Raw genomic sequence first — 9975 nt, forward strand, 5'->3', positions numbered from 1 at the left:
CATAACCTCAACTACTCGAACCGCCCGGTGCGGACCCGCATGCCGGGTGGTGTGGCAGGGGTCGGCTAGTTTCACTGGCCGCCCCTATGCCAATTAAAGCGGTCTGATTATTTCTTTTTACGACAAGGTAATGGCGCCACAAATCGCATAGTCTGAGAGATCACGTCTTCAATCGGCATTTCGGGATTTTCGCGGGCAATGTGCATTGTGACGTCCCATGCGCCAGTGAATTGCCCTCCTTCGAGCTGTTGATTACAGAAATGTTCAGGCATTCCCATCGCTAGACGACGCACCCCAACAAAGAAAGATAAGCACGATCCAACTCGAACGGCGGGTTCAGACTTGAGAACAGGCATATCGCATTGCTCAATCCACTCACGACCATTCGATGCCGTGACCACAGTAAATGGCAAAACTACTTTTTCTGTTGGAATATATGGCGCTGGCTCCTCAAGGCTTCTATCAGGCGTTTGTGCGCTGACACTCCCGTACATACAAACAGCAGCTAAAAAAATAGACCTCTTCATTATCAAATCCGATCACTTTCCTTGCGCACCACGCGCCCGACGATGATGCATTCCCCACCGCGACAAAGTTTCCGGTGGAATTTGCGCTGGTCCGGGTTATCCGATGTCAGCCACCACTCGCCCGCATCACGCGATAACCGCTTGATAACGGCCTCGCCCTCGTAATTGACGGCGAACACGGCGCCATCGATCATCTTCGTGTCGGCAGTGTTCAGCACCACCAGGTCGCCCGCGTATAACGACGGCTCCATGCTCTCGCCCTTGACATGGATGGCGATGAGCTTGGTCGGATCGTAGCCGCTGCGCTCAAGCCAGTTGCGCCGTATTCCCAGCGTGCCGCCGCCGCGCCGATCTGGCTCGCTCTGGAAGCCGGTCATGCCGGCGGACAGGCGCAACTCGACCATCGGGATATCAACATAATCAGGGTCACCCCGATCTGCACTCACCACCTGCTTGGCGTCGCGGAAGCTGTCGACGGCCGGCATCAGCGGCTCGCCGTCGCCAGTCATGAGCCATATGTGAGAAAAACCGAGTTCGCGCTCAATCGCCAGGGCGTAGCGGATATCGATCGATTTGATTTTGTCGTTCAACCACTGGTTGACGACGCTTTTTGACGCGCCTGACGCCTTCACCAGGCCGGACTGGCCCCGCTCCCCCTCGAGGTCGCTGCGCAGGCTGTAGATATGGGCGAGTCGTTCTGACAATAAATTCATTTTTAGGATTCTAAACAGATGTTCGTTAAGAGTGCTTGACCACTATGGTTTAGCGTTCTATACTTCGGTCATCCCCACACCAACCGAGAACACACATGAGCGAAGTAAATATTGCGCCCGAGAAGGTGATCGAGCTGCTTGGCGGCAATGCCAAAACTGCCGCGCTTTGCGAAGTCACGCCCGGAGCCGTCTCGCAGTGGCTTCACAACGGCATTCCGAAAGCACAACTGAAATTCCTGAAGCTGGCCAGGCCTGACGTTTTCAAAGCGCAGTCGGCGCCGCCCGCGCAGTAACCCCGCTCGCCGCCGCTGGCGGCATCGTCGCGTCCAAATCGTTGCAGCTAGGAAACAAAGTGCAGGAAATCTTAACCATGAACCGACCTTCAACCACAGGAAATTCTCATGAGCTCGCTTGAACTTCGAATTAAACGCCCGCTGAAACAGTACTCGGAGCATGACTGGCCGGCCTGGACGAGCGAATGCAAGGTGCTCAGCGACATGCTGAAAAGCAGCGGCTTGCAGGACAAGACGGTGGCGCTGGAAACGGGCATCGACCCGGCGGTGCTGTCGAAGGTGCAGACCGGCCAGGCGCGGCTATCCGAGTCGGCGATGGACGCCCTGATGGACGCCACCGGCAGCGAGGCGTGGTTGCTCTACTGGATGCTCAAGCGCGGCTACGACCCGCGACGCCTGATGCGCATTGAAAGCGATCTCGAACGCGAGAACCGGTTGCTGCGCGCCCAAATCGATCAACTCGAACAGGAGCGCGCTATCGAACTGCGCCTGTTCACAAAACTGAGGACGGCAGCATGAACCAGATCATCACTATCGACGCCATCAAGGCGAAGGCGCGCGATGCGTTCAAGCGCGGCCAGGGCCGGGACTCGCACGCCATGAACTGGCACTCGGCGGCACTGCCGACCTGGCTGGAGGAATGCGACCGGCTGGCGGCGCTGGCCGGCGAAGAGGTGGTGGCGTGAACCGCGACGATAGTTTCTTCGCCGGCGCCGAAATGATGGGCGCAGCACCGGCATCGTCCCATGATGCGCCGCCCAGCGCGGTCGACATTGAGGGCCGTCAAATACTCGCGCAGTTCGTGCTGCTGGACGACCGCGGCCGCCGCACGGCCCTGGCGCTGGTGGCGACGCTACTGCGGTTGAAGGCGGGGTAATTGTGGACGAGTTACCGCAAGCCCAAACCCTGGCCGAGCGCCGGCAATGGACGCAACTCTGGCGCCAGGCCGCCCGCGCTAAGCGTGAAGCCGATGCGATTCTGCGCCGAATGTACCGAGATTGCCTCAAGGGGCGCCGCTCATGAACTTCTACGACAAACACATCGGCGACTTCATCCGCGACACGGTCAGCTTGACCATGCTCGAGGATGGCGCCTACAACCGCATGCTCGACCAGGTGTATCAAACCGAGCGCGCGCTCCCCCTCGACAAGAAGGAGGTGTACCGCGTCGCGCGCGCCACCAGCGCCGCCGAGCGCAAGGCCGTCGACTACGTGCTGGCGAAGTTCTTCCACGCCACCGACAGCGGCTACATGCAGAAGCGCGCCCAGGTGGTGATTGAGGAGTTCTGGGACCGCGAGCCGGCCGAGGAAGCCAAGCGGGAGAGTGCCAAGGTCCGGCAGCAGCGTGCGCGCGCCAGGCGCCAAAACCTGTTCGACCAACTCCGCGAGCACGGCGTCGTGCCCGAATTTAACACCCCCTCAAAGCAGCTTGCCGCCGAGTTGTCACGCGTGACAGAGCGTGACCGTCACCATTCCGTCACACGTGATGACACGTTAACCCATAAGCCACTACCCATTACCCATAAACCAAACGCCGAAAAGCAGGACAGCGGCGGCATAGCAGTCCCCGACCGCGAAGACCCGCCCGAGGCAGATCGGCCGACCAGCGCGCCGCTGCCGACCCGAGTCGAACCGCCCCCGAGCAACAACCCCGCCATCGCCATGTCCGTCGCCCTGCGCAAGCTCGGCGTGACCGCGACGTTCACGCACCCCGCCGTGCTGGACTGGGCCGAGCGCGAGGTGTCGATGGAAATCCTGACCGCCGCCGTGGCCAAGGCCCGCGAAAGCAAGGGGCCGACCGCCGCTATCCCGCCGAACTACCTCGTCGGCATCGTGGCCGAGCTGCTGGACCCGCCACCGATGGCCGAAGCCAAGGCGCCACGGGCCGCCGGCGACGACTGGGCGTGGAAAAAAAGCGACGCCGGTATCGACAAAAAAGGCCGCGAGCTGGGCCTGTTCGCCCGCAGCGGCGAGAGCTACCGCGACTACGCCCACCGCATCGAAGACGCCATCGCCAAACGCAAAGGACCCACGCCATGAGCACCCACGACGACCGCACCGCCAGTCGCGCCCCGCACCTGTGCGCCGCCTACGGTTGCCCGATGGTCGGCACCACGACCAGCAGCACCCAGGGCACGAACGAATGGTGGTGCTGGCTGCACTTCGCCAAGGACGCCGGACGCGGCCAGCGCATCACCGCCGAGCTGCACCGGCTCGACTGGCTGGCCAAGGCCGCCACCGACATCCGGCTGCTGCTCAAGCGGCCTGAATGGCCCGCGGCGTTCGCGCGCATCGAGCACGACCTGATGCTGGCCAACCGCCCGGATCTGCGCTGGACCGATGGCGAGAGCGAGCGGCAATGGATGGAGCGCCTGGAGCGCGAGCTGTCCTCGATCATCGGCCAGGACGGCCAGACGCCCCAGCAGCAGCCGCTGATCGCCACCAGCCAGGCCAAGCCCGACCACGGCACGTTCAGCCGGGTTTCAATTTCACCACCCCAAGGAGCAACAGCATGAACATTCTCGCCCTCGATCTGGGCACGCAAGGCGGATGGGCGCTTAGCCTGCGCGGCGGCGCCGTCAAAAGCGGCAGCGAGTCCTTCGCACCGGGCAAGTGCGGCGGTTACGGCCAGCGCTGGATGGCGTTCCGCGCCCACCTGAGCAGCGTCCGCGACATGGCCGGCGGCGAGCTGCAGGCGGTCTACTACGAGGACGTCAAGCGCCACGTCAGCACCCTGTCGGCGCATGCCTACGGTGGCTTCCTGGCCATGCTGCAGGCCTGGTGCGCGACGAACAACGTCCGCCTGATCCCGGTCGGAGTGGGCACCGTCAAGAAGCACTGGACCGGCACCGGCAACGCCAAGAAGGCCGAAATGATCGACGTCGCCCGCGCCAAGGGCTTCGCCGTGATCGATGACAACCAAGCCGACGCGCTGGCGATTCTGTCGCTCGCCCGGCACCTCGAAGGAGCATGACCATGACACTCGCATACCTCGCAATCGGATTCATCGCCGGCATCATCGCCTGTGTCGCTGGCGCGCTTGTCTCGGCCGCGGGCGACATGTCGCAGGACCTGGGGGATCACAAAATCGATGGGGAAGAGGCGTGATGGCCTCGCCGTCCGCGCTTTCGTCGCGCGTGCGCGCGCGTTTGGAGGGGTTTGATGGCGTTGCCTGAAATTCGCGTCGACTGGTTCCGCATGCTCGTCCAGCTCAAGGACGAGGGGTGGAGCTTGTACGCCGTTTCGCACTTCACCGACATTCCCAAGAGCACGCTGATCGGCTACAAGCAGGGTTCGCAGCCGAGCTACCACCACGGCGTGCGCCTGCTCGCGTGCTGGTCGCAGAGCTGCGGCAAAGAGCCTGGCGAGGCGCCGACCGTGAGCGTGTACTCGTTCATGGCGTAAATGGTCGGGATTCCGACCGGGCCAGCGGGCGATACTCCGAATCGTTACCCACGATCAACACCGGAGCGCTCCAATGTCCACAGTAAAAACTTCTCGCGTCCTCGCCGTGCAAGTCCCGGGCGAGGCGCTGACCCCAGCCCCTGACGCCGCCGGCGCGCAACTGAACCTCGACCAAGCCCCTCATTCCGAGGGCGTGAAACCGGAAGCGCCCCCGGAGAAAGTGCCAGAATTGGCACTTCCCGACCTGGCCGAGATACGCGCCGAAGCCATGGCGCAGGCCCGGGCCGAGATCCACGCCGAGTTGGGCGCGCAAATCCAGGCTGCAAGCACCGTGCTGCAGGCGCAGCCAGTCCCCGCCACGTCCCGCCACGACTACCGCCGCATGCGCGCCGCCGACATCGATCACACCACGCTGACCTCGCCGGTGATGACGCTGGACGGCTACCTGTGCCCACCACCACCAGCAGCGAAGGCCTGACCATGTGCGGCGGAGGTTCCAAGTTACCACCAGCGCCAGACCCGAAGGTCGAGCGCGAAAAGGTCGAGATCGACGCCACCACGGCGGCCAACGCGAAAGCGGCGGATGCGCGGCGCTCCAAGCGCAGCCAGTCGCTGCTCGCGTCCGGCGCCGCCGGCGTCGCCAACAACGCCACGACCAGCAGCGTGCTGGCGCAGGGCAAAGACAAGCTCGGGGGATAGATGCCTGACGACCTGGCCACCACGATCATGCGCCGCAAGTCCTCGCTGGAGGGTCTGCGCGGGCCGCATGAGCAGCTCTGGCGCGACTGCTTCGACTACAGCTTCCCGGAGCGCGGCGCCGGCTTCTACGGCGAGAGCGCCGACGCCAGCGCGCTGCAGGCCAAGCGCGCCCGGCTGATGGACTCGACGTCGACGGACTCGGGCGAGATCTTGGCGTCCGCCGTGATGTCCGGCGGCACGCCCAGCAACAGCCGCTGGTTCGGCCTGTCCGCCGGCAACGACAGCGACGACGAGAAGCTGTGGTTCGACAACGCCGCCGAGACGATTTTCAAGAACATCCACGGCAGCAACTTCGACAGCGAGGGCATGGACTGCTGCCTCGACCTGATTGCCGCCGGCTGGTTCGTGCTGTACATCGAGGAAGGCGTCGACACCGGCTACCACTTCGAAGAGTGGGCGCTGTCGTCGTGCTACATCACGGCGTCGAAGCCGGGCGGCCTGCCCGACACGCTGATCCGGCCCTATGAGATCACCGCCGAGCAGGCCATCAACGACTTCGGGCGCGACGCCGTCAGCGAGAAGGTTCGCCAGCTTGTCGACAGCGGCAAGCAGGACCAGAAGGTCAAGTTCGTGCTATCGATCTACCCGCGCAGCGCCGAGGCCACGGGTGTGCGCGCCAAGAACCTGGCGTTCGCGTCCTGCCACGTCGAGGTGGACACCAAGACCCTGGTCCGCGAGTCCGGCTACCACGAATGCCCGTTCGTCGCGCCGCGCTGGGCCAAGCTGCCGGCCAGCGAGTACGCGATCGGCCCGATGTTCCGCGCGCTGCCCGACATCAAGCAGCTCAACCGCCTGGTGTTCCTCGAGGATACCAACCTCGATATGGCCGTGTCCGGCATGTGGATCGCCGAGGACGACGGCGTGCTCAACCCGCGCACGGTCAAGGTCGGCCCGCGCAAGATCATCGTGGCCAACAGCGTCGACAGCATGAAGGCGTTGCAGTCGGGCGCCAAGTTCGACCTGTCCTTCACGAAGAAGGACCAGTTGCAAGCGGCCATCCGCCGCACGCTGCGCGCCGACCAACTGGCGCCAGGCGATGGTCCGGTGCGCACGGCCTACGAGACTTCGGTGCGCGTGCAGATGATCCGCCAGCTCCTCGGTCCGATCTACGGCCGCATGCAAGCCGAGTGGTACAGCCCGATGATCGATCGGTGCTTCAGCATTGCCTTCCGCGCCGGCGCGCTGGGCGCCCCGCCCGAGTCGCTGGTGGGGCGCGTCACCACCGTGACGTTTCAATCGCCAATGGCGAAGGCGCAGAAGCTCGAGGAGGTTACGGCGGTGGAAGCGACGTTCGCCACCGTCGGGCAACTGGCGTTGGCTACGCAAGATCCTGCCGTGTGGGACACCGTCGACATTGACGAGGGCGTGCGCATCATCGCGGAAGGCCGCGGCGCGCCGGCGAAGGTCACGCGCTCGGCCGAGGACATTAAGGCAATCCGGGACGGGCGCGCCCAGGCGCAACAGCAGGCCCAGCAGCAGCAGGCGCAGCAGGAAATGGCCATGCCGGCGGCCCAGCAGATGGCCAAGAACATGGCGGGTGGAGCATGAGCAACCCGACCCCACAGGACTACGCCGCGATCTTCGAAGACGACCGGCGCGGCGCCGCCATCCTGGAGCACCTGACCCGCATATTCGCCAGCAAGGTCTACGTCCCCGGCGGCCACGAAGCCGACCGGGAAACCTGCTACCGCGCCGGCAAGCGCGACGTCATCGAATTCATCGTCACACAATGCAACCGCGCCCATGGCGTGGACGCCAACGAAGGGGATCAACAACCATGAGCCTGACCACGACTCTAACGGCCGCCGGCTATCTAACGACGCTCAACAAAACCGTAACGGCGCGGGCGACGCGCATTGCAGCGACGGTTGCGGCATACCCATCGAATAGGCTAAATGCCCCTCTGGACATCGATGAAATGGCCTCGCCGCCGACAGTAGCGACAAGCACTATTGACGTCACGACCGTTTCTATCGCCGGTGACATCCCTTTTACGAGAACCTTCCCGTATAACACGGCGGGGAACTCGGCTCTATACGCCACGAATTGGGGGCCTATTATCGCCGGTTCCACTTATGCCATTGCGGCGGGGCGGTGTACCTTCGGGGGTACTCAGGTCCCGTTTATGACCTGTATTAGGGCAGATTTCGAATATTTAACCACGCAAAAGGAGAAATAAGCCATGAACATATTCAAACGCTTTCGACTGATGGAGCAAGCTGGCGAGCCAGCACCTGGCGGCGCGCCGGTGGTTGCGGCGCCGGCTGCTGGTACACCTGCTACCCCGCCATCAGCGGTGCCGCCAGCCGACACCTCACCCGCATCACTGCTACAAAGCGCCGGCACGCCGGCACCGGCCGACAACGACTTCATCCCCGAGAAGCTGCGCGTCACGAAGGAGGACGGCACAATCGACCAAGACGCGTCGGCGCGCAAGATGGCCGAGGCCTACGGCGCGCTGGAGAAGCGGCTCGGTTCCGGCGACGCCCCACCGAAGGACGCCGCCGAGTACAAGGTGGTTGTGCCCGACGCCCTGAAGGAGGCTATCGATCCCGCCACCGACTCGGGCATTCAGGGCTTCCTGACCGGCGCGCTGGCCGCCGGGCTGAACCAGGCACAGGTCGATTTCGTCATGGGCCAGTACTTCGAAATGGCGCCGAAGCTGGCCGCTGGCGCGCAGCAGTACGACGCCAGCACCGCCGCCGCCGAACTGAAAAAGACCTGGGCCACCGACGCCGACTTCAACCGCAACGTGAAGAACGCCTACACCGGCGCCAACGCGGCGGCGCAGAAGGCCGGCATGGACGTCAACGAGATCATGAGCGGCCCGCTGGGCAACAACCCGCACTTCGTGCGCCTGATGGCGGCGCTTGGCCCGGAGTTCCAAGAGGATCGCGCCATCGGCGGCCAACGCATGACGTCCGACGCGGACATCACTTCGCTGCTGACGTCGGAGGCGTACACCAACCCGCGCCACGCCGACCACGAACGGGCGAGCGCCCAGGTGCGCGGCTACTACGAGCGCAAGTACGGCACCGAAGCCGCCGCGTAGCGCCGCGCCAGCCCACCACCAGCCCCGCCAAGTGCGGGGCTTTTTCATGCCCGCTGCAAATAGTCGGGATTCCGACCACCCACCCGCGCAATCATTGCCGTCAATCAAGGCCCGCTGTGGCGAGCGGATAACCTTTCAGCCCGCATCCACGCAAGCCGCGCGAGGACGTAGCACAGGCCCGGTGACGGACAACCTGAAGGCGATTCCCTAACCTTTTGGAGTAACACATGCCCAATTCAATCACCCAAGCCTTCGTGCAGCAGTTCGACAACACTATCCGCACGCAGGCGCAGCAACGCACATCGCGCTTCGAATCGCGCACCACCAACCGCGGCAACATCGTCGGCGAGTCGTTCACCGCCAACAAGCTCGGCATCCTGGACGACACCCCCGAAAACAACGTGCGCCACGGTGACACCGCGTGGAGCGACATCGTCCACTCGACCCGCGTCTGCCTGATGCGCGACTTCTACCAGGCGCTGCCGGTCGACCGCGCCGACGAGCCGAAGGTACTGGCCAACCCGACCGGCGATTACATGACGTCGCTGACGTCGGCCTGGAACCGCCGCAAGGACAGCATCATGTACCTGGCCGCCCTGGGCAACTCGCAGACAAAGGAAGGCGCGCAGGTCGCGTTGCCGGCCGGGCAGAAGATCGTCGCCGGTGGCACCGGCTTCACCAAAGCCAAGCTGATCACGACCAAGAAGATCTTCCGCGCCAACGAAGCCGACGGCGAGGCCGACGATCCGCAAGAGCTGTACATCGCGTACACATCGGAAATGCTCGAAGACATCTTGGCCGATACCACGCTGACCAGCGCCGACTTCATGGCCGTGAAGATGCTCCAAGAAGGCAACCTCGCCGGCAAGTGGATGGGTTTCAACTGGGTTCCGTACGAGCGCGTCACCAACGTGGCGGGCACCTACAGCACGGTGGCCTGGGCCAAAGCCGCTATCCACCACGGCACGGGCTTCTTCGAAGGCAAGTCGCAGCGCCGCGGCGACAAGAAGGACACCATGCAGGTATCGGCGGCCGGCTCGTTCGGCGCCGTGCGCGTGTGGGAAGACGGTGTCGTGCAAATCGACTTCGTCTAACCCGGCAGCGGGGGGGGGGGGGGGGGGGAAAACCACCCCCCCCCCCCCCCCACCGCCCACCCCCAACAACAGCCCCCCCCAACCACCCAAAAACTCATGCAGAACAACCCCCTCCCCCCCAAGCCACAAACAA

The 9975-nt window shown here is 64.0% G+C and carries 18 protein-coding genes; 16 read left to right on the top strand and 2 right to left on the bottom strand.

Annotated features, from left to right (window positions below):
* Positions 1-107: 107 nt before the first annotated feature.
* Together ACFDR9_RS25425 and ACFDR9_RS25430 are read right to left on the bottom strand one after the other, a co-directional pair.
* Positions 108-527: a hypothetical protein gene (locus ACFDR9_RS25425; RefSeq protein ID WP_409032769.1), complete on the bottom strand. Its 420-nt coding sequence runs from the start codon at positions 525-527 to the stop codon at positions 108-110.
* Between the two features lie 2 nt (positions 528-529).
* Entirely contained in the window at positions 530-1240 is a 711-nt protein-coding gene (locus ACFDR9_RS25430) for a S24 family peptidase (protein WP_409032770.1), read from the bottom strand.
* 95 nt (positions 1241-1335) lie between these two features.
* Here ACFDR9_RS25430 and ACFDR9_RS25435 point away from each other — a divergent pair, with 95 nt between their 5' ends.
* The 16 genes from ACFDR9_RS25435 (at position 1336) to ACFDR9_RS25510 (ending at position 9842) form a co-directional block, all read left to right on the top strand.
* Positions 1336-1533 carry a hypothetical protein gene (locus ACFDR9_RS25435; protein ID WP_409032771.1) on the top strand — a complete coding sequence of 66 codons (198 nt, stop codon included), beginning with the start codon at positions 1336-1338 and terminating at the stop codon, positions 1531-1533.
* A gap of 108 nt (positions 1534-1641) precedes the next feature.
* On the top strand, positions 1642-2052 hold the full coding sequence (locus tag ACFDR9_RS25440) for a hypothetical protein (RefSeq protein ID WP_409032772.1): 411 nt from the start codon (positions 1642-1644) through the stop codon (positions 2050-2052).
* Positions 2049-2219: a hypothetical protein gene (locus ACFDR9_RS25445; protein WP_409032773.1), complete on the top strand. Its 171-nt coding sequence runs from the start codon at positions 2049-2051 to the stop codon at positions 2217-2219. Before ACFDR9_RS25440 ends, ACFDR9_RS25445 begins: the two co-directional genes overlap by 4 nt.
* Complete coding sequence (locus ACFDR9_RS25450) at positions 2216-2410, top strand: hypothetical protein (RefSeq protein WP_327076168.1); 195 nt, start codon at positions 2216-2218, stop codon at positions 2408-2410. The genes ACFDR9_RS25445 and ACFDR9_RS25450 overlap by 4 nt, the downstream gene beginning before the upstream one ends.
* A gap of 142 nt (positions 2411-2552) precedes the next feature.
* Positions 2553-3572: a DUF1376 domain-containing protein gene (locus ACFDR9_RS25455; protein ID WP_409032774.1), complete on the top strand. Its 1020-nt coding sequence runs from the start codon at positions 2553-2555 to the stop codon at positions 3570-3572.
* Complete coding sequence (locus tag ACFDR9_RS25460) at positions 3569-4048, top strand: hypothetical protein (RefSeq protein WP_409032775.1); 480 nt, start codon at positions 3569-3571, stop codon at positions 4046-4048. The genes ACFDR9_RS25455 and ACFDR9_RS25460 overlap by 4 nt, the downstream gene beginning before the upstream one ends.
* Positions 4045-4506 carry a hypothetical protein gene (locus tag ACFDR9_RS25465; RefSeq protein ID WP_409032776.1) on the top strand — a complete coding sequence of 154 codons (462 nt, stop codon included), beginning with the start codon at positions 4045-4047 and terminating at the stop codon, positions 4504-4506. Before ACFDR9_RS25460 ends, ACFDR9_RS25465 begins: the two co-directional genes overlap by 4 nt.
* Entirely contained in the window at positions 4503-4640 is a 138-nt protein-coding gene (locus ACFDR9_RS25470; protein WP_327076172.1) for a hypothetical protein, read from the top strand. Before ACFDR9_RS25465 ends, ACFDR9_RS25470 begins: the two co-directional genes overlap by 4 nt.
* A gap of 54 nt (positions 4641-4694) precedes the next feature.
* Positions 4695-4937: a hypothetical protein gene (locus ACFDR9_RS25475; RefSeq protein WP_327076173.1), complete on the top strand. Its 243-nt coding sequence runs from the start codon at positions 4695-4697 to the stop codon at positions 4935-4937.
* Positions 4938-5010: 73 nt separating this feature from the next.
* A complete protein-coding gene (locus ACFDR9_RS25480; RefSeq protein ID WP_409032777.1) occupies positions 5011-5415 on the top strand; it encodes a hypothetical protein in 405 nt (134 codons plus the stop codon).
* Between the two features lie 2 nt (positions 5416-5417).
* On the top strand, positions 5418-5636 hold the full coding sequence (locus ACFDR9_RS25485) for a hypothetical protein (protein WP_327076175.1): 219 nt from the start codon (positions 5418-5420) through the stop codon (positions 5634-5636).
* The gene (locus tag ACFDR9_RS25490) at positions 5637-7244 is read left to right on the top strand and encodes a portal protein (RefSeq protein WP_409032778.1); all 1608 of its coding nucleotides are present in this window, start codon (positions 5637-5639) and stop codon (positions 7242-7244) included.
* Complete coding sequence (locus ACFDR9_RS25495) at positions 7241-7477, top strand: hypothetical protein (protein ID WP_409032779.1); 237 nt, start codon at positions 7241-7243, stop codon at positions 7475-7477. Before ACFDR9_RS25490 ends, ACFDR9_RS25495 begins: the two co-directional genes overlap by 4 nt.
* Positions 7474-7875, top strand: a complete 402-nt coding sequence (locus ACFDR9_RS25500; protein WP_409032780.1) for a hypothetical protein — start codon at positions 7474-7476, stop codon at positions 7873-7875. Before ACFDR9_RS25495 ends, ACFDR9_RS25500 begins: the two co-directional genes overlap by 4 nt.
* A gap of 3 nt (positions 7876-7878) precedes the next feature.
* Complete coding sequence (locus ACFDR9_RS25505) at positions 7879-8748, top strand: hypothetical protein (RefSeq protein ID WP_409032781.1); 870 nt, start codon at positions 7879-7881, stop codon at positions 8746-8748.
* A 227-nt stretch (positions 8749-8975) separates the two neighbouring features.
* Complete coding sequence (locus ACFDR9_RS25510; RefSeq protein ID WP_409032782.1) at positions 8976-9842, top strand: phage capsid protein; 867 nt, start codon at positions 8976-8978, stop codon at positions 9840-9842.
* Positions 9843-9975 lie beyond the last annotated feature (133 nt).

Source organism: Janthinobacterium sp. CG_23.3 (assembly GCF_046115965.1).
GTDB lineage: Bacteria > Pseudomonadota > Gammaproteobacteria > Burkholderiales > Burkholderiaceae_D > Janthinobacterium.

What these genes read in the sequence shown, in the direction of transcription:
- ACFDR9_RS25425 (WP_409032769.1), bottom strand. Translation starts at nt 527, where the DNA reads ATGAAGAGGTCTATTTTTTTAGCTGCTGTTTGTATGTACGGGAGTGTC.
- ACFDR9_RS25430 (WP_409032770.1), bottom strand. Translation starts at nt 1,240, where the DNA reads ATGAATTTATTGTCAGAACGACTCGCCCATATCTACAGCCTGCGCAGC.
- ACFDR9_RS25435 (WP_409032771.1), top strand. Translation starts at nt 1,336, where the DNA reads ATGAGCGAAGTAAATATTGCGCCCGAGAAGGTGATCGAGCTGCTTGGC.
- ACFDR9_RS25440 (WP_409032772.1), top strand. Translation starts at nt 1,642, where the DNA reads ATGAGCTCGCTTGAACTTCGAATTAAACGCCCGCTGAAACAGTACTCG.
- ACFDR9_RS25445 (WP_409032773.1), top strand. Translation starts at nt 2,049, where the DNA reads ATGAACCAGATCATCACTATCGACGCCATCAAGGCGAAGGCGCGCGAT.
- ACFDR9_RS25455 (WP_409032774.1), top strand. Translation starts at nt 2,553, where the DNA reads ATGAACTTCTACGACAAACACATCGGCGACTTCATCCGCGACACGGTC.
- ACFDR9_RS25460 (WP_409032775.1), top strand. Translation starts at nt 3,569, where the DNA reads ATGAGCACCCACGACGACCGCACCGCCAGTCGCGCCCCGCACCTGTGC.
- ACFDR9_RS25465 (WP_409032776.1), top strand. Translation starts at nt 4,045, where the DNA reads ATGAACATTCTCGCCCTCGATCTGGGCACGCAAGGCGGATGGGCGCTT.
- ACFDR9_RS25470 (WP_327076172.1), top strand. Translation starts at nt 4,503, where the DNA reads ATGACCATGACACTCGCATACCTCGCAATCGGATTCATCGCCGGCATC.
- ACFDR9_RS25475 (WP_327076173.1), top strand. Translation starts at nt 4,695, where the DNA reads ATGGCGTTGCCTGAAATTCGCGTCGACTGGTTCCGCATGCTCGTCCAG.
- ACFDR9_RS25480 (WP_409032777.1), top strand. Translation starts at nt 5,011, where the DNA reads ATGTCCACAGTAAAAACTTCTCGCGTCCTCGCCGTGCAAGTCCCGGGC.
- ACFDR9_RS25485 (WP_327076175.1), top strand. Translation starts at nt 5,418, where the DNA reads ATGTGCGGCGGAGGTTCCAAGTTACCACCAGCGCCAGACCCGAAGGTC.
- ACFDR9_RS25490 (WP_409032778.1), top strand. Translation starts at nt 5,637, where the DNA reads ATGCCTGACGACCTGGCCACCACGATCATGCGCCGCAAGTCCTCGCTG.
- ACFDR9_RS25495 (WP_409032779.1), top strand. Translation starts at nt 7,241, where the DNA reads ATGAGCAACCCGACCCCACAGGACTACGCCGCGATCTTCGAAGACGAC.
- ACFDR9_RS25500 (WP_409032780.1), top strand. Translation starts at nt 7,474, where the DNA reads ATGAGCCTGACCACGACTCTAACGGCCGCCGGCTATCTAACGACGCTC.
- ACFDR9_RS25505 (WP_409032781.1), top strand. Translation starts at nt 7,879, where the DNA reads ATGAACATATTCAAACGCTTTCGACTGATGGAGCAAGCTGGCGAGCCA.
- ACFDR9_RS25510 (WP_409032782.1), top strand. Translation starts at nt 8,976, where the DNA reads ATGCCCAATTCAATCACCCAAGCCTTCGTGCAGCAGTTCGACAACACT.